The sequence below is a fragment of the Pseudoxanthomonas sp. UC19_8 genome, assembly GCF_042700505.1.
Taxonomy (GTDB): domain Bacteria; phylum Pseudomonadota; class Gammaproteobacteria; order Xanthomonadales; family Xanthomonadaceae; genus Pseudoxanthomonas_A; species Pseudoxanthomonas_A winnipegensis.
Map to the genome: position 1 here is coordinate 2,817,096 of NZ_CP170559.1, position 26,059 is coordinate 2,843,154.

At 70.6% G+C, this 26,059-nt stretch carries 18 protein-coding genes and 1 pseudogene; 8 read left to right on the forward strand and 11 right to left on the reverse strand.

The window, feature by feature from the left end; translation table 11 throughout:
• Positions 1-81: 81 nt before the first annotated feature.
• From ACFJIT_RS12465 to ACFJIT_RS12485, 5 genes are all read left to right on the forward strand, one after another.
• Positions 82-1,944: an assimilatory sulfite reductase (NADPH) flavoprotein subunit gene (locus ACFJIT_RS12465; RefSeq protein ID WP_379653785.1), complete on the forward strand. Its 1,863-nt coding sequence runs from the start codon at positions 82-84 to the stop codon at positions 1,942-1,944.
• A gap of 93 nt (positions 1,945-2,037) precedes the next feature.
• Positions 2,038-3,750 (forward strand): assimilatory sulfite reductase (NADPH) hemoprotein subunit, encoded by a 1,713-nt coding sequence (gene cysI, locus ACFJIT_RS12470; RefSeq protein WP_379653786.1) that lies wholly within the window; start codon positions 2,038-2,040, stop codon positions 3,748-3,750.
• A complete protein-coding gene (locus ACFJIT_RS12475; protein ID WP_379653787.1) occupies positions 3,747-4,484 on the forward strand; it encodes a phosphoadenylyl-sulfate reductase in 738 nt (245 codons plus the stop codon). Before cysI ends, ACFJIT_RS12475 begins: the two co-directional genes overlap by 4 nt.
• A 432-nt stretch (positions 4,485-4,916) precedes the next feature.
• Positions 4,917-6,308: an APC family permease gene (locus tag ACFJIT_RS12480; protein ID WP_379653788.1), complete on the forward strand. Its 1,392-nt coding sequence runs from the start codon at positions 4,917-4,919 to the stop codon at positions 6,306-6,308.
• Between the two features lie 74 nt (positions 6,309-6,382).
• Positions 6,383-8,002 carry an AMP-binding protein gene (locus ACFJIT_RS12485; RefSeq protein ID WP_379653789.1) on the forward strand — a complete coding sequence of 540 codons (1,620 nt, stop codon included), beginning with the start codon at positions 6,383-6,385 and terminating at the stop codon, positions 8,000-8,002.
• 213 nt (positions 8,003-8,215) lie between these two features.
• Here ACFJIT_RS12485 and ACFJIT_RS12490 read toward each other — a convergent pair whose 3' ends face one another.
• The 6 genes and pseudogenes from ACFJIT_RS12490 to ACFJIT_RS12515 form a co-directional block, all read right to left on the reverse strand.
• A complete protein-coding gene (locus ACFJIT_RS12490; protein ID WP_130533551.1) occupies positions 8,216-8,566 on the reverse strand; it encodes a hypothetical protein in 351 nt (116 codons plus the stop codon).
• A gap of 53 nt (positions 8,567-8,619) precedes the next feature.
• On the reverse strand, positions 8,620-9,093 hold the full coding sequence (locus ACFJIT_RS12495) for a copper chaperone PCu(A)C (protein ID WP_379653790.1): 474 nt from the start codon (positions 9,091-9,093) through the stop codon (positions 8,620-8,622).
• A gap of 75 nt (positions 9,094-9,168) precedes the next feature.
• A pseudogene (locus ACFJIT_RS12500) lies at positions 9,169-10,642 on the reverse strand (PepSY-associated TM helix domain-containing protein).
• Positions 10,642-12,681, reverse strand: a complete 2,040-nt coding sequence (locus tag ACFJIT_RS12505) for a TonB-dependent receptor (protein WP_379655773.1) — start codon at positions 12,679-12,681, stop codon at positions 10,642-10,644. Before ACFJIT_RS12505 ends, ACFJIT_RS12500 begins: the two are co-directional and overlap by 1 nt.
• A gap of 81 nt (positions 12,682-12,762) precedes the next feature.
• Entirely contained in the window at positions 12,763-14,871 is a 2,109-nt protein-coding gene (locus tag ACFJIT_RS12510) for a TonB-dependent copper receptor (RefSeq protein ID WP_379653791.1), read from the reverse strand.
• A 67-nt stretch (positions 14,872-14,938) separates the two neighbouring features.
• A complete protein-coding gene (locus tag ACFJIT_RS12515) occupies positions 14,939-15,409 on the reverse strand; it encodes a DUF2946 family protein (RefSeq protein WP_379653792.1) in 471 nt (156 codons plus the stop codon).
• 167 nt (positions 15,410-15,576) lie between these two features.
• Here ACFJIT_RS12515 and ACFJIT_RS12520 point away from each other — a divergent pair, with 167 nt between their 5' ends.
• The gene (locus ACFJIT_RS12520) at positions 15,577-16,797 is read left to right on the forward strand and encodes an ATP-binding protein (RefSeq protein WP_379653793.1); all 1,221 of its coding nucleotides are present in this window, start codon (positions 15,577-15,579) and stop codon (positions 16,795-16,797) included.
• Between the two features lie 64 nt (positions 16,798-16,861).
• Here ACFJIT_RS12520 and ACFJIT_RS12525 read toward each other — a convergent pair whose 3' ends face one another.
• Positions 16,862-17,137: a DUF4242 domain-containing protein gene (locus ACFJIT_RS12525; protein WP_379653794.1), complete on the reverse strand. Its 276-nt coding sequence runs from the start codon at positions 17,135-17,137 to the stop codon at positions 16,862-16,864.
• 191 nt (positions 17,138-17,328) lie between these two features.
• Positions 17,329-18,312 (reverse strand): LysR family transcriptional regulator, encoded by a 984-nt coding sequence (locus ACFJIT_RS12530; protein WP_131660140.1) that lies wholly within the window; start codon positions 18,310-18,312, stop codon positions 17,329-17,331.
• 171 nt (positions 18,313-18,483) lie between these two features.
• Here ACFJIT_RS12530 and cysG point away from each other — a divergent pair, with 171 nt between their 5' ends.
• On the forward strand, positions 18,484-19,938 hold the full coding sequence (gene cysG, locus ACFJIT_RS12535) for a siroheme synthase CysG (protein ID WP_379653795.1): 1,455 nt from the start codon (positions 18,484-18,486) through the stop codon (positions 19,936-19,938).
• 33 nt (positions 19,939-19,971) lie between these two features.
• Positions 19,972-20,931, forward strand: a complete 960-nt coding sequence (gene cysK / locus ACFJIT_RS12540) for a cysteine synthase A (RefSeq protein WP_130515693.1) — start codon at positions 19,972-19,974, stop codon at positions 20,929-20,931.
• Between the two features lie 495 nt (positions 20,932-21,426).
• On the opposite strand, the gene ACFJIT_RS12545 is transcribed toward cysK, so the two are convergent.
• The 3 genes from ACFJIT_RS12545 to ACFJIT_RS12555 all read right to left on the reverse strand — a co-directional run bounded on the left by ACFJIT_RS12545 (position 21,427) and on the right by ACFJIT_RS12555 (position 25,998).
• Positions 21,427-22,347: a glycerophosphodiester phosphodiesterase family protein gene (locus tag ACFJIT_RS12545; protein WP_379653796.1), complete on the reverse strand. Its 921-nt coding sequence runs from the start codon at positions 22,345-22,347 to the stop codon at positions 21,427-21,429.
• 4 nt (positions 22,348-22,351) lie between these two features.
• Positions 22,352-23,371, reverse strand: coding sequence for a purine-nucleoside phosphorylase (locus ACFJIT_RS12550; RefSeq protein ID WP_379653797.1), 1,020 nt, complete (start codon positions 23,369-23,371; stop codon positions 22,352-22,354).
• A gap of 260 nt (positions 23,372-23,631) precedes the next feature.
• Positions 23,632-25,998, reverse strand: a complete 2,367-nt coding sequence (locus ACFJIT_RS12555) for a TonB-dependent receptor (RefSeq protein WP_379653798.1) — start codon at positions 25,996-25,998, stop codon at positions 23,632-23,634.
• Positions 25,999-26,059 lie beyond the last annotated feature (61 nt).

Below are 26,059 nucleotides of genomic sequence, written 5' to 3' on the forward strand. Positions count from 1 at the left end.
GCCCATAACCCTGCATCCTTTCAGCCCTGTGACAGCGGCGCCTAGCATCGACGCTCCCACACGCCGCTCTACGGAATCGCGATGTCCGCTGTACCCCCCGCGCTGGCTGCCGGCCCCTTGCCCGACGACCGCAAGGCGCTGCTGGCACGGGTGGTCGATGGCCTGGACAGCGCCTCGCTGTGGTGGCTGTCCGGCTTCACCGCCGGCCTGGCCCAGGCCGCGCACCCGGCGCCGCACCTGGCCCTGCTGCAGGGCACGGCCGCCGGAGCGGCGCCGCCCGCCACGGGCAGCGGCGAACGGGCCACCGTGCTGTACGGCAGCCAGACCGGCAATGCCAAGCGCGCGGCCGAGGCCCTGGCCGCCACGCTGGAGGGCGCCGGCCTGGCCGTGCGCCTGCTGCGCACCGATGCCTATGCCACGCGCGAACTGGCCGCCGAGCGCCTGCTCTACCTGGTGATCAGCACCCAGGGCGAGGGCGATCCGCCGGACGATGCGATCGGGTTCAGCGAATTCCTGCTCGGCCGTCGCGCGCCCAAGCTGCCGGAGCTGAAGTTCGCCGTGCTCGGCCTGGGCGACTCGAGCTATGCCGACTTCTGCGGCATCTCCCGGCGCCTGGACGCGCGCCTGGCCGAGCTGGGCGCCACCCGCCTGCTGCCGGCCGGCGAGGCCGACCTGGACATCGACACCGTCGCCCAGCCCTGGCGCGAGCAGGCCCTGGAGCAGGCCCGCAAGGTCCTCAAGAGCGCCCCGGCCGCGCCCAGCGCCAAGGTCACCCCGCTGCGCCCGGCGCCGGCGACGCAGGCGGTCTCGCACAGCGCGCCTTTCCAGGCCGAGGTGCTGGCCAACCAGCCCATCGCCGGCCGCGACTTCAAGGGTCCGGACTTCGGCCGCCACGGTGCGCCGGACAAGCAGGTGCGCCACATCGAGCTGTCGCTGGATGGCAGCGGCCTGAGCTACGAGCCCGGCGATGCGCTGGGCATCGTCCACCGCAATCCCGACGCGCTGGTCGAGCCCCTGCTGGCGGCGCTCAAGCTGGACGGCGACGCTGCCCACCATGTCGATGGCACCCAGCGCAGCGTGCGCGAGTGGCTGGCCGGGCATCGTGAGCTGAGCAAGCTCTCGCGCCCGTTCCTGGCCGCGCATGCGCGCCTGGCCGGCGCGCGCGAGTTGGAGGACCTGCTCGCCCCCGGCAATGCCGACCTCTCCGCCCTGCTCTCCAGCCACCAGGTGATCGACGTGCTGCGCCGCTGGCCGGTGGACTGGAACGTGGGCGAGCTGCTGGCCGCGCTGCGGCCACTGGCGCCGCGCCTGTATTCCATCGCCTCCAGCCGCAAGCGCGTGGGCGAGGAGGTCCACCTGACCGTGGACGTGCTGGGCTACCACGCGCACGGCCACGCGCACAGCGGCTCGGCCAGTGGCTTCCTGGCCGGGCTGGCCGAGGGCGACCGCGCGCCGGTCTACATCGAAGCCAACGACCGCTTCCGCGTGCCGGCCGACGGTGCGCGCGACATCCTCATGGTCGGCCCCGGCACCGGCGTGGCGCCGTTCCGCGCCTTCGTCCAGGAGCGGGCCGAGACCGGTGCGCGCGGGCGCAACTGGCTGTTCTTCGGCGCGCAGCACTTCAACAGCGGCTTCCTCTACCAGAGCGAATGGCAGGACGCGCTCAAGCGCGGCGAGCTGGACCGGCTGGACCTGGCGTTCTCGCGCGACCAGGCCGACAAGCTGTACGTGCAGCACCGGCTGCGCGAGCGCGGCCGCGAGGTCTTCGACTGGCTGCAGTCCGGCGCGCACTTCTACGTGTGCGGTTCGATCGCCATGGGCAAGGACGTGCACGCCGCCCTGACCGACATCGTCGCCGAACACGGCGCCCTGGACGCCGATGCCGCGCACGACTACCTCACCACGCTGCAGACGGAGGGGCGGTATGCGCGCGATGTCTATTGAGACGGGGATCGGGGATTCGGGATTGGGGATGCGATGTCCGCAGCCCGCACGCCCTTGCCTCTGCCAATCCCCAATCCCGAATCCCCAATCCCCATGCATTCAGTAGAAGACATCAAGGCCGAGAGCCGCCGCCTGCGCGGCAGCCTGCTCGAGAGCCTGGCCGATCCGGTCACCGGCGCGCTGCGCGAGGACGACCAGACGCTGATCAAGTACCACGGCAGCTACCAGCAGGACGACCGCGACCTGCGCGACGAGCGCCGTCGGCAGAAGCTCGAGCCGGCCTACCAGTTCATGATCCGCACGCGCACGCCCGGCGGCGTGGTCACGCCCGCGCAGTGGCTGCAGCTGGATGCCATCGCCACCCGCTACGGCAACCACTCGCTGCGCGTGACCACGCGCCAGGCCTTCCAGTTCCATGGCGTCATCAAGCGCGAGCTGAAGGCGACCATGCAGGCCATCAACGCCGCGCTGATCGACACGCTGGCCGCCTGCGGCGACGTCAACCGCAACGTGCAGGTCGCGGCCAACCCGCTGCTGTCCGAGGCGCACGCCACGCTCTACGCCGATGCCGCGGCGACCTCCGAGCATTTGCTGCCCAACACCCGCGCCTATTACGAGATCTGGCTGGATGAGGAGAAGGTGGCCGGCGCGGGCGAGGAAGAAGAGCCGATCTACGGCAACAAGTATCTGCCGCGCAAGTTCAAGATCGGGTTCGCGCTGCCGCCGATCAACGATGTGGACGTGTTCGCCAACGATCTGGGCTTCATCGGTGTGACCGATGAAGCCGGCCGGATCGTCGGCTACAACGTCAGCCTGGGCGGCGGCATGGGCGCGACCCATGGCGATGCGCAGACCTGGCCGCGCGTGGCCGATGTGGCCGGCTACATCCCGCGCGAGCGGCTGCTGGAGGTGGCCACCGCCGTGGTCACCACCCAGCGTGACTACGGCAACCGCGCGGTGCGCAAGCGCGCGCGCTTCAAGTACACCATCGACGACCACGGGTTGGACTTCATCAAGGCGCAGATCGAGCAGCGCGCCGGGATCGCCTTCGCGCCGGCGCGACCGTTCGCGTTCGAGCACAACGGCGACCGCTACGGCTGGACGCAGGGCAGCGACGGCCGCTGGCATCTGACCCTGTCGCTGGGCGCCGGGCGCATCGCCGATGTCGGCACCGCCACCCAGCTCACCGGGCTGCGCGAGATCGCGCTGCGGCTGCAGGAGGCGGGTGTCGGCGAGTTCCGCATGACCTCCAACCAGAACCTGGTCATCTCCAACCTCGACGATGCGCTGAAGGCCACCGTCGATGCGCTGGTGTCGGCCCATGGCCTGGATGCCGGCAACGCGCTGCCGACCGCGCTGGCGCGCAAGGCCATGGCCTGCGTCGCCCTGCCCACCTGCGGGCTGGCCATGGCCGAGGCAGAGCGCTATCTGCCCGACTTCACCGGCAAGCTGCAGCCGCTGCTCGAGAAACACGGCCTGGCCCAGGCGCCGATCGTGCTGCGCATCTCCGGCTGCCCCAACGGCTGCTCGCGGCCGTACCTGGCCGAGATCGCCCTGGTCGGCAAGGCGCCCGGCCGCTACAACCTGATGCTGGGCGGCGACCACCGCGGCCAGCGGCTCAACACGCTGTACCGCGAGAACATCACCGAGGAGGAGATCCTCGGCGCGCTCGACCCCTTGTTCGGCCGCTATGCCGCCGAACGCGACGACGCCGAAGGCTTCGGCGACTTCCTGCACCGCGCCGGCGAGATCGACCTGCCGCCCTATCCCACCCATCGTGCCATTCCCGTGGAGCTGCACGCATGACCGCCCTGCCCGCCAACGACGATCCGCATCTGGACGCCCGTCCGTCCACCATCGACCTGGACGCGGCCAACGCCGCGCTCGAGGCGATGGACGCGCCGGCGCGCGTGACCTGGGCGCTGGCGCATGGCCCGGCGCAGGCGGCGCTGTCCTCCAGCTTCGGCGCGCAGTCGGCCGTGGCCCTGCACCTGCTGACCCAGCAGCAGCCGGACATCCCGGTGATCCTGGTGGACACCGGCTATCTGTTCCCAGAGACCTATCGCTTCGCCGACGCGCTGATCGAGCGGCTCAAGCTCAACATCCAGATCTTCCGCCCGCTGGTCAGCCGCGCCTGGATGGAGGCGCGCCACGGCCGCCTGTGGGAACAGGGCGTGGTCGGCATCGAGCAGTACAACAACCTGCGCAAGGTCGAGCCGATGCGCCGGGCGCTGGACGAGCTGGACGTGGGCACCTGGTTCACCGGCCTGCGCCGCCAGCAGTCGACCAGCCGCGCCGCCACGCCGATCGTGCAGCTGCGCGGTGAGCGCTGGAAGGTCAGCCCGATCGCCGACTGGACCGACCGCGACGTGTGGCAGTACATGAAGCAGCACGACCTGCCCTATCACCCGCTGTGGGAAGAGGGTTACGTGTCCATCGGCGACTTCCACACCACCCGCCGCTGGGAGCCGGGCATGCGCGAGGAAGACACCCGCTTCTTCGGCCTCAAGCGCGAGTGCGGGATCCACGAGGACATCTGAGCGCTGTGCGCTTTCGCGCCCTCCCTTTTGACCATAGGCCAAGGGGAGCTCGAAGTCGCGGCTAGCGACTGAGGGGGGCGGGTCGCTCTTCGCGGCAACGTCAGAAGCAAAAGCACCCCCTCCCAACCTCCCCCTTCGCTGCGCGAAGGGGGAGGGGCAGAGCGCGCGGGGGGGCAATCGTCTCCTCAAATCTCAGCGGCCTGCTTGTAGAGCGGAGCTTGTGGCAATCCCCTCTTGGGGACTCCGCTGCTCTTCGTTCGGTTCTTGGGGAAGGCCCCAGCGGAGCAAGCTCCGCTCTACAGGTGGGGCCGCATCCTGCGGGCGCTGCTGTGCCACTGGCCTTGGACCGGGGCGATGCGCTAGAACTGTCGCACCGGCCCCGGAGGGAGGCTGGCCCCGCCACGCGCCCGCGCCCACCGCCTCCCGCCCGCCATGACCGACGCTGCCTCCGATTCCCCCGACCAGGAACTCACCCGCCTGGGCTACCGACCCGAACTGCGCCGCAGGCTCGGCCTGGGCGATCTGCTGGTCTATGGCCTGGTCTGCATGGTGCCGACCGCGCCGTTCGCCATCTTCGGCGGGGTGTTCGACGTCAGCCACGGCATGGTGCCGCTGGTGTACCTGGTGGGCTTCGGCGCGATGCTGTTCACCGCGCTGAGCTACCAGCAGATGGCGCAGGCCTTCCCGGTCGCCGGCTCGGTCTACGCCTATGTGGGCCGCGGCCTGCACGAGAGCGTCGGCTTCCTGGCCGGCTGGGCGATCCTGCTGGACTACCTGCTCATCCCCACCCTGCTCTACGTGATCGGCGCCAACGCCATGGCCACCGTGTGGCCGGGCATCCCGCAACATGCGTGGATCGTGTTCTTCGTCGTGCTCAACACGGCGGTGAACCTGCGTGGCGTGGAGACCACGGCGCGCGCCAACCTGGTGTTCCTGGGCGTGCAGCTGGTGGTGCTGGCGGTGTTCGCCGTGCTGGCGGCGCTGGCGATCCAGCGTGGCGCCTACGGGGCGCACTGGAGCCTGCGCCCGCTGTACGACCCGACCGCCTTTTCGCTGCCGATGCTGTTCGGCGCGCTGTCGATGGCGGTGCTGTCCTTCCTCGGCTTCGATGCGATCTCCACCCTGACCGAGGAGAGCCGTGGCGGCGCGCGCGCCGTCGGCCGCGCGACCGTGGTGTCGCTGGCCCTGGTGGCGGCGCTGTTCGTGCTGCAGACCTGGCTGGCGGCGCTGCTGCTGCCCGAGCTGCGCCGCTTCCCCGACGAGGCGGCGTCCAACAACGCCTTCTTCGAGGTCGGCCGGCGCGTGGCCGGGCCGTGGATGCAGATCGTGATCGCGCTGACCGTGGCCGTCGGCGCGGCGCTGGCCAACGCGCTGGTCTCGCAGGCGGCGACCTCGCGGCTGCTGTTCGCGATGGCGCGCGACGGTCAGCTGCCGCGCTTCCTGCGCAAGGTGCATGCAGGCAGCGGCGTGCCGCGCCGGGCGATCCTGCTGGTGGCAGGCCTGAGCCTGGTGCTGGGTCTGCTGTTCCTTGGCAAGATCGCGCTGCTGGCCACGGTGTGCAACTTCGGCGCGCTGACGGCCTTCGCGCTGCTGCACGTGGCGGTGGCCTGGCATTTCCGCCGCTCCGGGCGCTGGCTGATCCATGGGGTGGTGCCGCTGGTGGGCGGGCTGATCCTGCTGTACGTGCTCTACAACGCAGATCGCCTGGCGCAGATCGGCGGCCTGGCCTGGCTGGCGACCGGCGCGGTGGTGGCGCTGGTGCTGCGCCGGCGCGGGCGTTCGCTGCAGCTCGCCCTGGACCAGGCCTCGCCGCCGGGGCCTTGAAGCGCTGCGCCGCAGCGTCGTGGCCGGGACCGACGCGCTAGAGTGGGTCCCCAACGCATCACATGACGTACCGCATGGACCGCCCGATCCGCGATTACTTCGAACACGTCCGCACGCTCGACTTCGTGCCGGCGCCCGGGCCGCGCAACGCCTGGCAGACCTGCATCGGCGCGCACCTGGGCGCGCAGCGCGAGGCGCTGTGCTGGATCGACACCCAGCGCGTGGTGCGGCGCTACACCTTCGAACAGCTCGACAGCTGGTCGGCCCAGTTCGCCCAGCTGCTGCGCGCACGCGGAATCGGGCCGGGCGCGGTGGTGGCCGGGCTGCTGCCGCGGCGGCTGGAGCTGCTGATCGTGGTGCTGGGCACCTGGCGCGCGGGCGCGGTGTACCAGCCGCTGTTCACCGCCTTCGGCCCCAAGGCGCTGGAGCACCGGCTGGCGGCCAGCGGCGCGGCGCTGGTGGTGTGCTCGGCCGAGCAGCGCCCCAAGCTGGACGAGGTCGCCGCCGCGCCGCCGATCCTGACCCTGGGCAGCGGCGATGGCGAGGACTTCTGGGCCGCGCTGGAAGGCCAGCCGCAGACCTTCGACCCCGTGCCGCGGCGGCGCGAGGACCCGTGCATGATCATGTTCACCTCCGGCACCACCGGGGCGGCCAAGGCGCTGCGCGTGCCGCTGCACGCGCTCGATGCCATCGCCACGTATATGCGCGACGCGGTGGACCTGCGGCCGGACGATGTGCTGTGGAACATCGCCGACCCGGGCTGGGCCTACGGGCTGTACTACGGCATCGCCGGGCCGCTGGCGCTCGGGCATTCGGTGACCTTCCACGAAGGCCCGTTCACCGTGGACAGCTGTTACCGCACCATCGCCGAGCTGGGCGTGACCAATCTGATGGGGGCGCCCACCGCCTACCGCATGCTGATGGCCGCCGGCGACGCCGCGGCCGCGCCGGTCAAGGGCCGGCTGCGCGTGGTCAGCAGCGCCGGCGAGCCGCTCAACCCCGAGGTGATCCGCTGGTTCGACCAGGCGCTGGGGACGGTCATCCACGACCATTACGGCCAGACCGAGACCGGCATGACCCTGTGCAACCACCACGCGCTGGCCCATCCGGTGCAGCCGGGCAGCGCCGGCTTTCCCCTGCCGGGGTACCGGCTGGACGTGCTGAGCGACGACGGCCAGCCGCAGCCGGTCGGCGTGCCGGGGATGCTGGCCGTGCATGTCGACGATTCGCCCGCGCTGTTCTTCCGCGGCTACGAGAACACGGAGACGCAGCCGTTCAAGGACGGCTGGTACCTCACCGGCGACACGGTCGAGCGCAACGCCGATGGCTCCATCGCCTTCGTCGGCCGCAGCGATGATGTGATCACCTCCAGCGGCTACCGCATCGGTCCGTTTGACGTGGAGAGCTGCCTGCTCGAGCATCCCGACGTGGTCGAGGCCGCCGCGGTCGGCAAGCCGGATCCGGAGCGGTTCGAACGGGTCAAGGCCTATGTGGTGCTGCGCCCCGGCGTGGCCGGCGACGAGGCGCTGGCGGCCGCGCTGGCCCAGCACGTCAAGACACGACTGTCGGCCCACGCCTACCCGCGCGAGATCGCCTTCGTCGACGAGCTGCCCAAGACCCCCAGCGGCAAGATCCAGCGCTTCCTGCTGCGCAACCAGGCCCGCGCCGAAGCCGAAACGGCACCAGCGGCCTAAGCCGCCCTCAAACGCCCGACGCCCCCTCTACCGTCGTTCCCGCGCACGCGGGAACCCATGGACGTCAACGCGCACAACCGAACGCAGACGTGGCCCTACACCCCCGCGACAACACAGCGCCCCATCCGTCCGCAAACCTTGCAACAATCCCGAATCCCGAATCCCGAATCCCGAATCCCGAATCCCGAATCCCGAATCCCTAATCCCGAACCCCTAATCCCCCACCACCGGCACCGGCGTCAGCGGCACCTTCTCGCCGCAGGCCAGGCACTTGCGATAGTGCTGACCATGCTTGTGGCGCGGCCGCGAGAGCAGCCCGCCGCAGGGGCAGCGCCCCTGCTCCATCCCGCGCAGCCACAGGTACAGGCGCCAGCTGGCCAGCGACGCCCACACCAGCCCGAGCGCGACACCGGTCAGGGCCAGCAGCGAGCCAACCCGTCGCGCCGCGGCGGCGCCAATCAGCGCCTCCTGGTGCTCGACCACGAACGACAGCACCCAGCCGGCGGCCACCAGCACCGGCGCCGGTGCGTACAGCCGCGCCACCATCCGCGAAAACCGCCTCATCCCCGCCCCCTGTCCGTGCGCCGCCAGCGGCGCTGCCGCCGCAATCTATCCGCTCACATGTGCATGCCGTGCATGTCATCCGCAGGCCCCGCCGCGTCGATCGGGCGCACCTGCAACCTGACGGTCTGCGGGGGCGCGTGGGCGAAGCGCAGGACCAGCTCGATCGTCTGGCCGGCGACCAGCGGCTGCCTGGGCCCGATCAGCATCAGGTGCGCGCCCGAGGGCGCCAGCGCCACCGTCGCACCGGCCGGCAGGTCCAGCCCGTCGAGGCGGCGCATACGCATCACGCCGCCGTCCATGCGGCTCTCGTGGAGCTCCACCCGCGTCGCCGCCGGCGAGCTCACCGACACCAGCCGGTCGGCCTGCGCCCCGCTGTTGACCAGGGTCAGATAGCCCGCCGCGCTGGGCGCCTGCGGCGGGGTGGCGCGCGTCCAGGCCGCGCGCACCTGGATGCCTGAGCCCGGCGTGGCCGCCTGCGCCAGCGCGGACAGCAGCAGCATTGCCGCGGTGATGATGATCTTGCCCATAAGCCTTGCCCTCTCCTTCAAGGTTGAACGACGTCTTGCCCGTTGCCAACGCGCCGGCCGCCGCCGGCTGTTATCTCATGCGCGCCGCGCCCGTTGGCGAGGCTGCACCCAGCCCAGGTCCACCGCGAGCATCACCAGCCACGAGGCGCCCACCAGCGGGAACAGCACCCCGCCCACCGCCAGCATGCCCGCCACGACCTTCAGCGTCCGCGGCTGCGCCGGCAGCGGCGGCACGCCCAGCGCGCCGCGCGGACGCCGCTTCCACCACATCACCGCGGCACTGATGCACAGCACCAGCGTGCAGGCGCAGGCCAGCACCAGCAGCACCCGGTTGGTGCTGCCGAACTCGTCGCCCATGTGCACGTTGATGCCCCATTCCAGCGCCTTGGCCGCCGGGCCGTAGTCGGCATAGCGCATGTCGAGCAGGGTCCGCCCGCTGTATTGGTCCAGGTGGATCACGCGCTGCTGGTCCAACACGCCGTTGTAGAGCGAGGCGGTATAGACCCCCGCGCGCACCCTGCGGCATCGACACGCTGTAGCCGGCGCCGATGCCGCGCGCGTCGAACGCGGCAACGGCGCGATCCAGCCCGATCGCGCCTGGCTGCGCCGCACTCGCATGGCCCGCCCCATGCCCGGCGTGCTCCATGCCGGGCATGTCGGCCATGGCCGCGTGCGCGGCCGACTGCGGCACGCGTGCCTGCTGCAGCGACCAGGCCTGGTCGGCGCTGTCGGCCACGCGCGCCTGCGACATCGGCAGCTGCACGCGCAGGCCGGCGGGATAGCCGAAGTTGTGGCCGTTGACCACCTTGTTGACCTGCGCCCCCCACAGCCACGACCAGGGCATGCCGGACATGGCCAGGAACAGCACCGCCGCGCCCGCGCCGATGCCGACCACCGCATGCAGGTCACGCCAGAACAGGCGCTGCGACGGCCTGCCGCGCACCGTGACCACGCCGCCCAGCGTGCGCCCCCGCTCAGGCGTGGGCGCGCGCTTGCTGGGGATGCGCACGGTGCCGCGCGGCCACCACAGGTAGACACCGGTCAACACCAGCACGATGGCCCAGCCCGCGGCCAGCTCCACCAGCGCACGGGCCCCGTCGCCGAGCAGGTCCAGGCTGTGCAGGCGGCGCAGTGTCCAGCCGAAGGTGCCGCGATCGGCCAGGCTGCCGAGCACGCGCGCGTGCACCGGATCCACATACACCACCCGACGCGCGCCGTCCGGGGCCACGATGCCGACCTCCGCCGAGGCATCGGCCGCCGCCGGCGTGGTGTAGCGGAACACCTGCCCCGGCTGCGCGGCCAGGGCCGCCTGCACGATGCGCTGCGGCGTGGCCGGGCGCTCGCCGGGCGCGGCGGGCGCCACCATCAGCAGTTGGTGATGCACCAGCCGATCCAGCGGCCGGTGATACACGAAGCCGGCCCCGGTCACGGCCAGCCAGGCCAGCAGCGGCAGCACCAGCAGCCCGGCGTAGAAGTGCCATCGCCAGATCGCGCGATACAGCGCGCCGGCATGCGTCGTGGAGGCCTGCGCGGCGGCGGTGCTGGCCATCAGAAGCTCCAGTTCCAGCTGGCGTACAGCCCGCGCCCGTCGCCGGGCGAGAACCCGTACACGCCGCTGTCGTACCAGGCGTAGACGTAGAAGCGATCGGTGAGGTTCTTCAGCTGCAGCGAGACCTCGTTGCGCGCATCCAGCGTCCAGCTGGCACCGAGGTTGGCCAGGGCGTAGCCGCCGTAGCGCCCGAGCGTGTTGGTGCGTTCGAGGTGGTAGTCGCCCTGGCCGTTGCCCCAGGCGCTGAGCCTGAGCCGGTCGCTGACCTGCCAATCGACGCCGGCCGAGGCCAGCCAGTGCGGCACGTTCTCGATGTCGCGCCCCTCGGTCTGCAGCGCGCCGGGCGCGGCGCGCGCCACCGTCGCGCGTTGCCGCGAATAGGCCAGCCACGCGTTCCAGCGCGCGTCCGGCTGCAGGTTCACCTGTGCGTCCCAACCGCGGCGGAAGGTGCGCCCGACATTGACCACGTCGCTGCCGGTCCCGGTCGCGCCCAGCACCGTGGCGACCTCGCCGTCGGCGCGCTGCTCCCAATAGGCCACCCGTCCGCTCAGCCACGTGGCCGGCACGAACTTCAGGCCCGCCTCCCAGCCGGTGTTGATGGACGGCCCCAGGTCGTGGACCGTGGTGCGGTAGGCGCCGTCGCCGGCACCGATCTGGAAGCTGCGCCCCCAGTTGGCATAGGCGGTCCAGGCCGCGCCCAGCGCGTAGGAGGCGCTGAGCTTGGGCTGGCGGATCGTGCCGTATCCATAGGCGTCGTAGCGCCGCCCGGTGAGGCGGTCGTCCAGGTGTCCGTCGACCCGGTCGATGCGATAGGCCGGCACCAGCTGCAGGCCCTCCAGCGGCTGCAGCACGGCCTGCACGTAGGTGCCGTGGGTCTGCAGCGTGTAGTCCCAGTCGCGCGTGTGCGCCAGGCGCTGGCGCGCGGCGGTGCGCCAGCGCCGCGCGGTGTTGTCCTGCCACTGCGCGTCCACGCCGGTCTCCACGGCCAGCACGCGGCTCGGCGTCCAGGTCGCGGTGGCGATGGCGCCGCGCTGGGTCTCGTCGTTGTCGCGCTCCTGCTGGCTGCCGGCCTGGGAGAAGCGCACGTAGCGCGCATTGGTGTAGCGATTGACGTAGGCCTTGCTGCTCCAGGTCCAGTCGCTGCCGATCAGGCCATCCAGATGCAGCGCGGTCTGCGTGGTCTGACGCTCGCCGGCGTCGGCCGCCGCATAGGCCACCGCATCGCGCGGCGCGGCGCGCGCCTGCAGATAGGTGGGGAAGTAGCCGGGCTCCTGCGCCTGGTTGTGGTAGTAGCGCGTGCTCAGCAGCGCGCTCCAGTCGCCCTCGGGCGCGTTGAAGCCCCACTTGCCGGCGAAGTTGCGTTTGATCGCCTTGGCATGGTCGCGATACCCCTCCGAGTCGCGCCAGCCCAGGAAGTAGTTCTGCGTCCACGGCCCGGTCTCGAAGCCCTTGGACAGCTGCACCTCGCGGGTGCCGAAGCTGCCGGCGGTGACGCTCAGATGCCCTTCGTCGCCGCCCACGCGCGTGACCAGGTTCACGTCGCCGGCGATGGCATTGAGCCCGTAGCGCGCATCGTTGGTGCCGCGCACGACTTCGATGGCGGCGATGTCGCCGGACATCACCGAGTCCAGGTAAGGCATGGCGCCGGCGTTGTCGTTGCTGGGAATGCCGTCGATCAGCAGCTTGACCGCGTTGATGCGCCCTTCGCCGTTGAACCCGCGGAAGGAGAACCGGCCCGCCTCGGTGCCCATGCGGAACGGCGTCAGCTGCATGCCCGGCACCTTGGCGAACAGCTCCCAGCTGTTGTCCACGTGCTGGTCCTGGACCTGATCGGCACCGATCACATCGACCGAGCTGAGTACCTTGCGCGCGGGCAAGGCGCCGCGCTTGGCGCCCTGGGCGTGGACCTTGCCCAGGGTCAACACGGCATCGCGCTCATCGGCGCCGGAGGTCTGCGCGACGGCAACCGGCACGTACAACGCACAGGCCGTCAGCGCCCAGCCGACGGTCCTGATCAGAGGTGGAGAACAACACGTCATCTTCGATCCCTTTCGATTCATGCGGTGCGGGCGCGATGCCCGGCACCGGTGACGCGCGCCGCACAGGCGGCCGCGCGTTGCTCAGTACTTGAAGCCCAGCCGCACCCAGGCGGTGCGGCCGGGCTCGTGGATGCGCACCGGATCGGCGGGGAAGCCGAAGTCCGCGCTGCCGGACAGGTTCAGGTGCTCGGCGTAGTCGCGGTCGAACACGTTGTCCACGCCAGCGGTGAGCTGCCAGGCGTCGCTGAGCCGGTAGCCGGCGTTGAGCGCGAAGGTGGCGAAGCCCGCGCTCGGCCCCAGGTCGCGGCCCACGACGTTGCCCTGGCCCACGCTGACCCGGTCCTGGCGGGCGACCGCGCGCAGCAGTGCGCCAGCCGACCAGCGCCGTCCTTCCCAGGAGGCATTCGCCCGCGCTTCCAGCGGTGGCATCTGCGGCAGCGCGCGGCCGTCGCTGCGGTTCGCACCCCAGGCCCAGGCCAGGCTGCCGCCGAGCTTCCAGCCGTCGGCCGGGCGCAGTTCGAGGCCGGCCTCGGCGCCATGGATGTCGGCGTCGACGTTGCCCACCTGCGAACTGGGGCTCATCATCCCGCCCGCGCTGTAGGTGAACAGCAGATAGTCATCGATGCGGCCCACATAGGCCGAGACCCAGGCATCCACGCGCGCGCTCCTGTACTGCGCGCCGATGTCCAACTGGGTGGTCTTCTCGGGCCGCAGTGCGGCGAAGGCGTTGACCGCGCCCACCGGCCCGCGGTCGGCGGAGAACAGTTCCCAGTAGTCGGGCATGCGCTCGACATGGCCCAGGCCGGCATACCAGGTCAGCGGCAGATCGCCCGCATCGGCCTCGAAGCGGGCGAAGCCCGAGGTCAGCGTCTGCCGACGGATCTGGCCGAAGGTGGGGTTGGGCATCGCAGCGCCCATGCCCATCCCGGACCCCATGCCATCGTCCATCGCCATGCCGCTGGCCTGCGCGCGCAGATCCTTGACCGACGCCCGGTCCAGGCGCGCGCCGACGATCACCCGCTGCGTCTTGGCCAGATGCAGGGTCAGTTCAGAGAACACGCCCTGGTTGCCCAGATTGGCATCGCGCTGCCAGGGCTCATACGGCATGCGGGCCATCGCATTGCGGCTGCGGTGGCGGCTGGCCTGCCAGTCCACACCGGCCGTCAGTCCCGCATGGTCCCAGGCCCATTCCGAGGCGATCCGTCCGCCGCTGGTGCGGCGGTCGACGTTGGCCGCCATCGGCATCGGCATGGCCGAGTCGGGGTTGGGCGTGCGCAGGCTGTAGTTGTCCATGATGTGGTCGGCATCGTTGGCGTAGACGCTGGCCTTGATCGACTCCCAGGCGCCGGGCAGGCCGGTCTGCTCGAAGCGCGCGCCAACGCTGGTGCGGCGGAACTGGCGCCCGTCCATGCCGCGCCCGGCATAGCGCGCCAGGCCATCGCCGACGCCGGCGTTGACCTCCAGCACCGTGTCGGGATCGGGCGTCCAGCCGATGGCCGCGTCGGTGTTCCACTTGCGCCACTTCGAGGGCACCACGTCGTCGGCGCCGTCCTTGTAGTCGTCCGACTCCGAGCGGCTGGCGGTCACCCGCGCATAGCCGTGCGTGTCGCCGCCGGTCACGGCCAGGTTCTGATCGTTGCGGCTGCGCGAGCCGCCCAGCGCGCTGCCCTGCGCCTGCAGCGTGGGCCGTTCGAAATGCGGCGTGTCGCGCTCGAAGCGCACCGTGCCGGCCGAGGCGCCCGGCCCCCACAGCACGGTCTGCGGGCCCTTGACGATGGTCAGGCCGTCGTAGGTCTCCGGCGAGACATAGCTCAGCGGATTGTCCATGCGTGCCGGGCAGGCGCCGGGCATGGCGCCGTCGTTGGTCAGCACGTTCAGGCGCGAACCGAACATCCCGCGCAGCACCGGGTCGCCATTGGTGCCGCCGTTGCGGATGGCGGTGAAGCCGGGAATGGTCTTGAGGTAATCGGCGCCATCGCTGGCCGGCACCGGCTGGCGCGGCAGCCGCGGGTCGGTGGTCCAGGTCAGCGGCGTGGACGGCCGCACGGCGGTGATCACCAGCGGCGCGAAGGTGTGCGCGTCGTCGACCGGATCGACATCGGCGGCGGACACGCAAGGGGACGACAGGACGCACGCGAGCGCGCACGCCAGGCGCGACGGCACGGCCGTCGCGGGGCGGAAAACAGACATCGGGACACTCCAGCACAGCACACGGGTCGACGCCCACGCAGGCGAGCGCCCGCGCGGATCGGTGGGATCAGGCGACCAGGGTGTGCGGAGGTCCGCGTGCGGCGTGGGCCGGCCAGGGCAGCGCCTGGCGCGGCGTGGCCCGGTGTTCGGGCAACAGCGAAGGCGCCGCCTGCAGCAGCGGCAGCAACAGCAGGATCAGGACGAAGGGCAGCAGCCGCGCGGCCAGCAGGCAGTAGTCGCAGGCCATGCCCTCGTGGTGGTCGGCGGGCATGCCGTCGGGCGCGGCGTGGCCCATGCTGGCCATGTCCATCGCCAGGTTCGGCGCGTGGTCGCCGTGGCCTGCGGCCTGCGGCGCGGCGGCGCCCAGATCGACCAGGCGCATGCCGCCGCTGGTGCATAGCGCGGTCAGGACGCGCAGCGGCTCGGCCGGGCCATGCCACTGCAGCCAGCGGCTGACCACCGGCGCCACGACCATCAGCAGCGCGCCCAGCAGGGCGAGCCGATGCATCAGTCCCAGGAAGCGGCGGTGGCGCAGCATGGCGCGCAGTCTAGAGCCTCCGGCCGGCAAGTGCGAAGCCGGCGGCGACGCGCCAGCGCGGCCGTGTAAGAACCTTCACGGCCCAGACCCAGGCGCGCCCTACTCTGTCCGCCCCGTTGCGGCGGTCCGCCGCGGCGCAGCGCCTCCGCCAGGAAGCTTCTCTTCGCATGTCAGCCGTCAGTCCGCCCCCGCGCGCCACGCCGCCCCTGGAGTGCGCCGCGTCCACCGCGCCGCGCGCCGTCAACGAGACGCTGCGGCTGGAGACGCTGCACGCCTACGCGATCCTCGATACACCGCGTGAGGCCGCCTTCGACGACATCACGAACCTGGCCGCGCTGATCTGCAATGCGCCGATGGCGCTGATCAGCCTGGTCGATGCCGACCGGCAGTGGTTCAAGAGCGAAGTCGGCATGGGCGCGCAGCAGACCCCGCTGCACTCGTCCATCTGCGCCCACGCGATCCTGGAGGACGAGGTGCTGGTGGTCGAGGACACGCTGGCCGAGCCGCGCTTCGCCTGCAACCCGCTGGTCAGCGGCGAGCCGTACCTGCGCTTCTACGCCGGCGCGGTGCTGCGCAGCCCCGACGGCCTGCCGCTGGGCTCGCTGTGCGTGCTCGACACCTTGCCGCGCAGCATCAGCCCGCAACAGCTCGACGCCCTGCAGGCCCTGGCGCGCCAGACCATGGCCCTGATGGAACTGCGCCGCACCCTGGCCATGGCGCAGGAGGCCAACCATTACCGCGCGCGGCTGATGGCCATCGCCGGCCACGACCTCAAGACGCCGCTGCGCAGCGCCGGCTATGCGCTGGAGAAGCTGCGCCGCACCCTGCCCAGCGACGCCCCCACCCTGCCGGCGCTGGACGACGCGCGCGTCTCGCTGGGGCAGATCAGCCGCGGCTTCGACCAACTGGCCAGCCTGGCGATCGCCGGCGGCGACGAGGTGCGCCCCGACCTGATCGAACTGCCCCTGCAGGACGTGCTCGACGACATCCTGGCCACCTGGCGTCGTCCGGCGCAGCAGCGCGGTCTGCGCCTGCGCAATGTCCCCACCACCCTGCGCGTGCGCAGCCATCGCACGCTGCTGTCCACGCTGCTGGGCAACCTGCTCGGCAACGCGGTCAAGTACACCGAGAACGGCTCAGTGCTGATCGGCTGCCGCCGCCACGGCGACCACGTGGCGATCGAGGTGCTCGACACCGGCGTGGGCATGGACGCGCAGGACGCGCGCGAGATCTTCAGCGCCTTCCGCCAGGCCAATCCGCACGGGGAAGGCCTGGGCCTGGGCCTGTGGATCGTCAGTCGCACCGCGCAGACGCTGGGGTATCCGGTCGAAGTGCACACGCGCAAGGGGCGCGGGAGTCGCTTTCGGGTGGTGGTGCCGCTGGCCTGAGCCGGCCTGGCGGACAGCAACGCGCCGGATCAGCGGCGCGTTGGGGTCGATCCCTGAAGGGGCATCAGGCTTCGGCGGTGGTCGGATCGATCACCGTGCGCACCTGGGCGACCGAATTGGCCGGGAATCCTCCCTTGGCCGCGTGCTCTCGCACGCTGGCCTCGTCCGGCGCGATATAGACGCAATAGATCTTGTCGTCGGTGACATAGCTGTGCAGCCACTGGATCTGCGGCCCCATCCCGTGCAGCACGCTGCAGGAGTGCTGGGAAATGCCGTTGAGCTCGGCGGGCGTCAGCTTCCCCGCGCCGGGGATGTCACGTTCGATCACGTACTTGGGCACGATGGCCTCCTCGAAAGACGTTGCATGGACGCGGGGGAGGCGGATCGTAGCGCGCACGGTTTTGCAGGGCGTGACGCGGCGCAACAGCAAGGGGACTTTCGCCTGGATCCCGCAGGCGCGGGAATGACGACTTCGAGATCGGTCTGGTCGCTCGCGCCTGCGCTCATCCTGGCGCTCGCTGACGCGGACCCTCAACTCGTGATGGTCTGGGTCAACGCTTCCCACGTCGGCGGCACCGGCCAGTCCGGTTCGCGGTTGCCATCCATCACCTGACGCAGGTCGCGCTTGTCGATCTGCGGCGCCAGCACGTGCACCAGATCCAGCGCGTAATCGCGCAGCACCCGCTCACGCGGCAGCACCGCCCAGGCGATGCACTCGCTGATCTCCGCCGGCGCCGGCCAGGCGCGTAGGTCGGCGTCGCCGGCATTGACCGCCATCTCGGCCAGCAGGCCCACGCCCATGCCGGTACGCACGTAGGTCTTGATCAGGTCCGCATCCAGTGCGGTGAGCGCGATGTTGGGCTCCAGGCCGGCATGCACGAAGGCGCGCTGCAGGGAGGAGCCGGGCCGGGTCGAGGACTCGTAGCTGATCAGCGGCTGGCCCGCCAGGGCGGCCAGGTCCGGCGCTGCGCCCTTGCGGTCCAGCGCGTGCCCGCGTGGCACCACCACCAGGCGGCGCCAGCGGTACAGCGGCACGGCCAGGCCGGCCGCCGGCGTGTCGCCGGAGGTGCTGATCACCGCCATGTCGGCATCGCCCTGGCCCAGCAGATCCAGCGCATCGGCCTCGGCCGCCTGCTGCAGGTGCACGCTGACCTGCGGATAGGCGCGCTTGATCTGCGCCACCGCGTGCGGCAGCACGAAGCGCGACTGGGTGTGCGTGGTGGCCAGCACCAGCTGGCCCTGGCTCTCGCGGCGCTGGTTGGCCGCGTAGGTGCGGATGTTGTTGGCCTCGGACAGCACGGCACGGGCGCGCTGGATGACTTCCACCCCGGCCGGGGTCACCGATTCAAGACTGCGGCCCTTGCGCACGAACAGCAGGAAGCCCAGCTCATCCTCCAGCTGCTTGAGCTGCTTGGACAGACCGGGCTGGGTGGCGTGCACGCGCGCGGCCGCCAGGGTGATGTTGAAGTCGGCGTCGGCGATGGCGACCAGATAGCGGAGCTGGGTCAGGGTCATCTGCGGAAGGATCGCTGGCGAGGTGCGGCGCGGCCGCTTATGGGGAAAACGAATTTACGTGTTCCGGCCACCGCTGCTTATAACGTAGGGTTATCTGAACGCAGCGGCAAGTCATTTCCGACCGTCATAAGCGGGGCGTAGCGTCGTGGCCCTCTCGACCCGGACCCGCCCGTGAGCGCTGCCCTGTTTCCTCTGTTCGCCGACCTGCGTGGCCGTGCGGTCCGCGTGGTCGGCGGTGGCGCGGTCGCCGAGCGCAAGGTCGAGGCCCTGCTCCACGCCGGCGCCCTCCCCCACGTGGGCGCACCGACCCTGACCCCGCGCCTGGCGCAGTGGGCCGAGCAGGGCCGCATCGCCTGGCAGCCGGGCAGTTTCACGCCCGACTGGCTGGACGGGGTGTGGCTGGTGATCGCCGCCACCGACGAGGGCGAGGTCAATCGCGCGGTGGCCGACGCGGCCGCCGCGCGGCGCCTGCTGGCCAACGTGGTCGACGACGCCGAGCTGTCCAGCTTCCAGGTGCCGGCCCTGGTCGAACGCGGCGCCCTGCAGATCGCCATCTCCAGCGGCGGCCATGCGCCGATGGTGGCGCGCCACATCCGCCGTCAGCTGGAGACGCTGCTGGACGAGTCCTGGGGGTCGCTGGTCGCCCTGCTCGGCCGGCAGCGCGCCCGCATCCGCGCGCGCTTCCCCGAGATGGGCGCTCGCCGGCGCTTCTTCGAGCAACTGCTCGCCGGCACCGTGCCGCGCCTGCTGCGCCAGCGACAGGACGCGGCCGCCGAGACCGAACTGCAGCGCGCGCTGTCCAGCGCCGCCCAGGCCCACGCCGGCACCGTCACGCTGGTCGGCGCCGGCCCGGGCGATGCCGGCCTGCTCACGCTCAACGCGCTGCGCGCGATGAACGAGGCCGACGTGATCCTGCACGACCGCCTGGTCAGCGCCGAGGTGCTGGCCATGGCCCGACGCGACGCCACCCGCATCGAGGTGGGCAAGTCGGCCCAGGGCCACAGCACGCGCCAGGACGACATCCACGCGCTGATGCTCGAACACGCCCGCGCCGGCCGGCGCGTGGTGCGGCTCAAGGGCGGCGATCCGTTCGTGTTCGGCCGCGGCGGCGAGGAGCTGGAATTCCTCAAGGCCCACGGCATCGCCTTCGAAGTGGTGCCCGGCATCACCGCCGCGCTGGCCTGCGCGGCGTATTCGGGCATCCCGCTGACCCACCGCGACCACGCGCAAGGCCTGCGCCTGGTGACCGCGCACTGCCGCGACTCCCTGGACACGCTGGACTGGCAGGCGCTGGCGCAGGAACGCCAGACCCTGGCCGTCTACATGGGCGTGGCCGGGCTGGAGACCTTCCGCGAGCGCCTCATCGCCCACGGCCGCGCCGCCGCCACGCCCTTCGCGCTGGTCGAGAACGGCTCGCGCCGCACCCAGCGCGTGGTCACCGGCACCCTGGCCGACCTGGCCGAGACCGCGCGCCACCACCAGGTGCGCTCGCCGGCCCTGCTGATCCTGGGCGAGGTCGCCGCGCTGGCGCACACGCTGCACTGGCACGGCGATGCGCCCCTGTCCGCGCCGGCATCACAACATCCCGACAACATCGACGCGCCCACGCTGTCGCTCGCTGCCTGATCCCACCCTTCTAATCGGAAGAGACGTCTTCGCATGGCCATCTACGACAACATCCTGGACACCATCGGCCGCACCCCGGTGGTCAAGCTCCATCGCCTCGCGCCGGCGCACACCACGGTGTATGCCAAGGTCGAGTCGTTCAATCCCGGCGGCTCGGTCAAGGACCGCCTGGCGCTGGCGATCATCCTAGACGCCGAGGCCCGCGGCCTGCTCAAGCCGGGCGACACGGTGGTCGAGGCCACCTCGGGCAATACCGGCGTGGCGCTGGCGATGGTGTGCGCGGCGCGCGGCTACAAGTTCGTGGCCACGATGGTGGAGACCTTCTCCATCGAGCGCCGCAAGCTGATGCGCGCCTACGGCGCCAAGGTCATCCTCACCCCGGCCGCCGAGCGCGGCAGCGGCATGGTGCGCAAGGCCAAGGAGCTGGCCGAACAGCACGGCTGGTTCCTGGCCAGCCAGTTCGCCAACCCGGCCAATCCGGCCTATCACCGCAACACCACCGGGCCTGAGATCCTGCGCGACTTCGCCGGTCAGCGCCTGGACTTCTTCGTCACCGGCTGGGGCACGGGCGGCACGCTGACCGGCGTGGGCGAAGTGCTTAAAGTCGCGCGCCCGGAGACCAGGATCATCGCCACCGAGCCGGCCGGCGCGGCGCTGCTGAAGGGCGATGAGTGGAAGCCGCACAAGATCCAGGGCTGGACCCCGGACTTCGTGCCCGAGGTGCTCAACCGCGAGGTCTACGACGAGCTCTACACCGTCACCGACGAGCGCGCGATCGAGACCTCGCGCCGGCTGGCGGCCGAGGAAGGCATCTTCGTCGGCATCTCCGCAGGCGCCACCCTGGCCACCGCGCTGGAAGTGGCCGAGAAGGCCGTGCCGGGCTCGGTGATCCTGGCGATGCTGCCCGATACGGGCGAGCGCTACTTCTCCACGCCGCTGTTCGCCGACATCAACGAAGGCAGCGACGACGACTGGCTGGCCGGGCTGCCCTGATTCGGGGTCCCTCGCCGGTGAACGGGAATGTCGACGTATTGATGGCCTGAGGACCGGGCCGGTGGGCACGCCTCTTAAACCCGCCTCGACCCGACCCTGCATGGCGCCTCTGCTCGGCCCGCCCACCAGGCGGACCCACCTGTAGAGCGGAGCTCGCTCCGCTGGGGCCTTTCCCGCGAACCGAACGAACAGCAGCGGAGCAAGCTCCGCTCTACAGTCATGCCACTGCGAGACAGCTGCTCCCACGATCCGGAGCCCTCCAACTCACCGCGCAAGGCAGAGGTGCGGTGGGTGGTGTCCGCGACGAGCGAGGCAGGAGGCAGAGCGCCTTAAGGCAGGAGGCAGGATTCCCTGATCGAGGGATAAGCGGTTACAGCCCGCCTGACCGCAGCGCCTCCGAAGGAAGCAAGAACGCGAACGCCCTTTGATCCCTCGATCAGGAGAAGAACCTAATTCAAGGCTCCCCACCAGCGTCGAAGAGGCAACGACGGCCGCTCAATGCGGCCCGTTGTCCGTGGTCGGCACGTAGGCCTTGAGCGTCTGCGCCGCGCACTTGGGGTGGTTGGTCACCAGCACGTCGGTGTAGTGGGCATCGATGTAGTCGAGATAGGCCTTGCAGCCCTGCTTGGCGACCTTGGCGTTCAGCGCCGCGCTGTCCTCGCCCTCGCCGTCGATCACGTCGGTCACCAGCACCGCCCCGGCGGTCTTTGCGTAGCCGAAGACCTTGTTCTTGGAGTCCTGCGGCACGTACATCGCCAGCGGCCGGCCGGCGGCGATGCGCTTGTAGTAGTTGGCGTCGGACTGGGTCTTGATCAGCACCGAGACCATGGCGCCATCGGCACTGGCCAGCGCCTCGGCCGCCGCGCCGCGCTCGAAGGTCAGCAGGATGACGCGGTCCTGCAGCTTGCGCTCGCGCAGCAGCGGCGCCAGCGTGGCCGCCTTGATGCCCTTCAGATCGATCATCAGGATCACGTCGGGCACGCCGGCGGCCCAGTCCAGGACCTTGGTCAGGCGCGGCAGGGCCTCGTCGGTCGGCTTGCCGTGGCCGTCCTTGAGCTTGACCGCGTCCAGCGCCTGGCTGGTCTGCGCCTTGATCGGGCCGGTGCCGGTGGTGGTGCGGTCGAGGGTGGCGTCGTGCAGCAGATAGAGCACGCCGTCCTGGCTGGCGGCCAGGTCCATTTCCACGCCGATCTGGTGGCTGGCCACCTGCTGCATCTGCACCAGACTGTTCTCGGCGCCGTCGGAGGTGGCGCGGCCGCGGTGGGCCACGATCAGCGGCCGCTGGGACAGTCGCATCTGCGGCAGCTCGGCGCCCTGGCGGCGACTCTGCGCCAGCGCGGGCGCGGCCATCAGCAGGGCCAGGGCCGCCAGCGACAGGGCGCGCAGGGGGCGGGAGGAAGCGAGGTTGGCAGGCATGAGGTCATTCCTTCGGCACGCCGTGCGACCACGCCTCCCAGTGCGCCAGGATGGCCTCGGTCAACGCATGCCCGACTCGGTAGGCGTTGTGGGTGGATGGCAGGAAGCCACCGGACTTGGCCGACAGCGAGGCGCCCACGTCCTGTCCTGGCGCCTCGCGATCGAAATTGGAGGCCGTGCGCAGCAGGGCGACGCGGGCGAACTGCAGACTGCCCGCCTCGGCTCCCCGCTGGAGCGCGGTCAGGGTGGCATTGTCCTCCATCTGCGTGATGCAGTAGTGGCCGCGCCCGTCGGTGGTCAGCTGCACGTAAGCCTCCATCGCCGTGGCGATCAGGCTGCCGTGCCAGTAGGTGTCGCTGGTCAGGCTGTCGCAGATGCTCACCGCCGGCGCGGCACGCGCGGCCGGCTGCGGATACTGCAGGCGATAGGCCGCGGCCGCGTCGCTGTCCTCCAGCGGCACGCCCGCGCTCAGGGCGTAGGCCTTCTGCAGCAGGGCCTCGTCGAGCTGGAACACCTCGGTCCCGGTGCGGTGCTCGACCTTCTGCCCCGGCGCGGTGGCGCCGAGCATCAGCAGGTTGGACGACCAGCCGGCCGGCTGCTGGCGCGGATCGACCGCGCGCATCAGGCCGCCATCGATGGCGTAGCGTGCCCAGTGCGCCGAGCCCAGCGTGCCCTGCTCCGGCGCGACGCCGCCGATGCCGGCGATCAGGAAGTAGGTGCGGCGCAGGTCGAAGCGCGGCGAGGCCACCAGCGCGGCGACCGAGCTGGCCGCGTTGGCCAGGCCCATGTCGGTGGTCATCAGGCACAGCCCGGCGCGCGTGCAGTCCACGGTCGGGTACTTGGGCGACAGGCCCGGCACGGACACCTGCGTGTCGAAGCGCTCGGCCTCGCGCCAGGGCGCTGCCTCCGGCGCGAACATGGTGATCACCAGCACCTTGGGCGCCAGCGGCTTCTGCGCGAGCGCCGGCATGGCACACAGGCCGAGCAGCGTCGGCAGCAGGAGCTTGATCAGAGGACGGAACATAGGGCCTCCGGTGTGGAATAGGAGAAGGAGACGCACGGACCGGACAGGCGGCGCCGATCGTCGGGAAGCGCGGACGCAACGAGGTCACGATCTCCGCGCATCACGCGCTGGGAGCGGACCATCGACCGCATGGAAAGACTCGCACCGCCTCTGCCGCCCTGCGGGCAGGGCGACAGACGCAGGGTCCGCGGGGACGAGGCCCCGCGGACGATGAAGCGCGCAGCGCGGACCGTGGCCCGCGGCTGCGCGGCACCCCGGCGTTACAGGTCGAACGAACCGCCCACCGTGACCATGAAGGTGCGGTCCTGCAGCAGCTGGTAGGTATCGGTACCGACCGAGCGATAGGTCGTCACGCTGGAGGCCCAGGTGAAGGCCTTGCGGTTGGCCACGTTCCACAGGTTGACCTTGATGTAGGGCTTCTTCAGCCAGCCCGCATCGGCGAAGTTCCAGCCGCCATTGAGGTTGATCGTGGTGTAGCCGCCGGCATGGGCGCGGTTCTCCCAGTCGGCATAGATGCCGCCCAGGACATTGGCGTTGGCGCTGGCCCAGAACGGACCCTGGTCGTAGTTCACCGCGACGTAGCCCACGTTCTTGGGCGCGTTGATCATGGTCTTGCCGTCGGTGTCGTAGGTGACGCCGGCCACGGTCAGATCGCTCTTCATCTCCGACTTGTTGTAGGCGTAGGAGGCGTAGGTGGACCAGTTGTCGTTGAACTTGTAGCTGACCTCGCCGTTGATGCCGGTCACATCGACCTTGTCCAGCGTGGTGTAGACCGAGGCCTTGCTGACCGGGTCGGTGCCGCTGACCTGCTTGTCCTTGAACTTGCTGCTGTAGATGTCGACCATCGCGCTGATCTGATCGCCGTAGTAGCGCCAGCCCAGGTCGGCGGTCCAGGAGGACTCGGGCTTGGGCTTGATCGTGCCGCTGGGCTGGGCCAGCGCCGCGGCCGCGGCCTTGCTGTAGAAGTAGTTCAGCGCCGCGGTGTTGATCGGGGCGCGGTAGGCCTGGCCGATGCCGAAGTAGAACTGGTTGCGCTCGTCGAGCTGGAACTTGACGCCGCCGGTCGGGGTGAACTTGTTGTACTTGGCCTCGCCCTCGCCGGTCACCTCACCCAGGCTGATGCCGGTGGTCGCGATGCCCGAATCCGGCAGATTGGTGTACCAGCCCTTGCGGTTGACCCAGGTGTAGGCGCCGCCCAGCGTCACGGTCCACTGGTCGTTGGGCGTCCAGGTGTTGGTCGCGAACAGGCGCTTGGTATCGGTGATCGAGTAGGAACGATAGGTCTGCAGGGCGCTGCCGTTGGGATAGGTCAGCATGTCCTCGTTGTCCTGGCCCCACAGGTTGGACGGGTCGCCATCGATGCTGGTGGGCATCAGGTTGCGGCTCTGCTGGTTGCGCGGACGCTCGTAGAGTGCGCCGAACTCCAGGCTGTCGTTGAGGCCGAAGTCCTGCTTGAACTTGACGTGGATACCGGGGCGGTAGGTGTCGGAGGTGAACATCTGATAGACCGGCACATTGGTATCGCGCGTGTCGCCGTCCTTGTTGGCGTCGATGCCGCCATAGGCCGACTCGTTCTGGGTGGTGCCGCTGCCGCCACCGCCGTAGCCGTAGACCATGTACGGCACCACCGACAGGTGCAGCGAGTCGGTCAGGGTGAACTCGCCGTCCAGGCTGGCGATCCAGCTGCGGAACGGGTTGGTCTGCATCCAGGCATAGGCGCTGGGCACGGCCGGGTTGTAGTTGCCGTCGTAGCCGAAGTGGTAGTTCTGGTGGGCCTGGGCCTTGGTGACGTTGCGGTAGTTGTTCTTGAACTCGCGGTTGTACTGCAGCGAGCCGGTGATCGAGTTGTCCTCGTCGATGGTCCACACCGACTTGGCGTCGACCTTGGTCACCAGCGACTTGCCGGTGCCGCGCCACAGGCTGGTCTCGTTGTTGGAGTAGGAGATCCACGAACGCAGCGGGCCGGTATCGCCGGTGTTGTAGCGCAGGAAGGTGCGGTGGTAGCCGTTGCTGCCCGCGCTCTGGCTGAAGTCCAGACCCGCCTCGGCGGTCGGATCGACGGTGACCCAGGCGATGTTGCCGCCGGCCGCGCCGATCACCGGCGAGGTCACGCTGGGATAGCCCTGCTCGACGGTGATGTCGCCCATGTTCTCGGTGTCGCCGTACTCGGTGGCGTACATCTTGTAGTTGCCCGAGTCGTTGATCGGCACGCCGTTGACGGTCACGCCCACCTCATCGGGCGGGTAGCCACGCACGGAGAACTGGCCGTCGTTGAGGCCGGTCACGTCGTTGGTGGCCGAGGTCGCGCCGGGGATGCTGGACAGCATCTGGGTGAAGTTGGCGCCGGGCGCGGCCTTGAGGATGGCTTCGCGGCCGATGGTGGACACGGCCTTGGGCGCGTCCTGGACCTGCATGTTGCCGCCGCCCAGCGACAGCGAGGTGCCGGTGACCTTGACCGCGTCGAGCTGGCGCGCGCGCTGGGTGGCGTTGGAGTTGGTGGTGTTGGAGGTGGTGGTGACGCTGCTGCGCTGCCCGGCGTCGGTGCCGGTGGCGTCCTGGGCGAAGGCGGCGCCGGCGGTCGCGTACAACGCGGCCGTGACGGCAAGGGAAAGGAGCGCTTTGTTCATGTGGGGATTGCCTGTGTGGGTAAGGGTTCTAGCCAAGACACCGCCGCGTCGGCGCGCGCGG

What these genes read in the sequence shown, in the direction of transcription:
- ACFJIT_RS12555 (WP_379653798.1), bottom strand. Translation starts at nt 25,998, where the DNA reads ATGAACAAAGCGCTCCTTTCCCTTGCCGTCACGGCCGCGTTGTACGCG.
- ACFJIT_RS12485 (WP_379653789.1), top strand. Translation starts at nt 6,383, where the DNA reads ATGGACCGCCCGATCCGCGATTACTTCGAACACGTCCGCACGCTCGAC.
- cysK (WP_130515693.1), top strand. Translation starts at nt 19,972, where the DNA reads ATGGCCATCTACGACAACATCCTGGACACCATCGGCCGCACCCCGGTG.
- cysI (WP_379653786.1), top strand. Translation starts at nt 2,038, where the DNA reads ATGCATTCAGTAGAAGACATCAAGGCCGAGAGCCGCCGCCTGCGCGGC.
- ACFJIT_RS12465 (WP_379653785.1), top strand. Translation starts at nt 82, where the DNA reads ATGTCCGCTGTACCCCCCGCGCTGGCTGCCGGCCCCTTGCCCGACGAC.
- ACFJIT_RS12510 (WP_379653791.1), bottom strand. Translation starts at nt 14,871, where the DNA reads ATGTCTGTTTTCCGCCCCGCGACGGCCGTGCCGTCGCGCCTGGCGTGC.
- ACFJIT_RS12480 (WP_379653788.1), top strand. Translation starts at nt 4,917, where the DNA reads ATGACCGACGCTGCCTCCGATTCCCCCGACCAGGAACTCACCCGCCTG.
- ACFJIT_RS12530 (WP_131660140.1), bottom strand. Translation starts at nt 18,312, where the DNA reads ATGACCCTGACCCAGCTCCGCTATCTGGTCGCCATCGCCGACGCCGAC.
- ACFJIT_RS12475 (WP_379653787.1), top strand. Translation starts at nt 3,747, where the DNA reads ATGACCGCCCTGCCCGCCAACGACGATCCGCATCTGGACGCCCGTCCG.
- ACFJIT_RS12515 (WP_379653792.1), bottom strand. Translation starts at nt 15,409, where the DNA reads ATGCTGCGCCACCGCCGCTTCCTGGGACTGATGCATCGGCTCGCCCTG.
- ACFJIT_RS12550 (WP_379653797.1), bottom strand. Translation starts at nt 23,371, where the DNA reads ATGTTCCGTCCTCTGATCAAGCTCCTGCTGCCGACGCTGCTCGGCCTG.
- ACFJIT_RS12545 (WP_379653796.1), bottom strand. Translation starts at nt 22,347, where the DNA reads ATGCCTGCCAACCTCGCTTCCTCCCGCCCCCTGCGCGCCCTGTCGCTG.
- ACFJIT_RS12495 (WP_379653790.1), bottom strand. Translation starts at nt 9,093, where the DNA reads ATGGGCAAGATCATCATCACCGCGGCAATGCTGCTGCTGTCCGCGCTG.
- ACFJIT_RS12490 (WP_130533551.1), bottom strand. Translation starts at nt 8,566, where the DNA reads ATGAGGCGGTTTTCGCGGATGGTGGCGCGGCTGTACGCACCGGCGCCG.
- ACFJIT_RS12520 (WP_379653793.1), top strand. Translation starts at nt 15,577, where the DNA reads ATGTCAGCCGTCAGTCCGCCCCCGCGCGCCACGCCGCCCCTGGAGTGC.
- ACFJIT_RS12505 (WP_379655773.1), bottom strand. Translation starts at nt 12,681, where the DNA reads ATGACGTGTTGTTCTCCACCTCTGATCAGGACCGTCGGCTGGGCGCTG.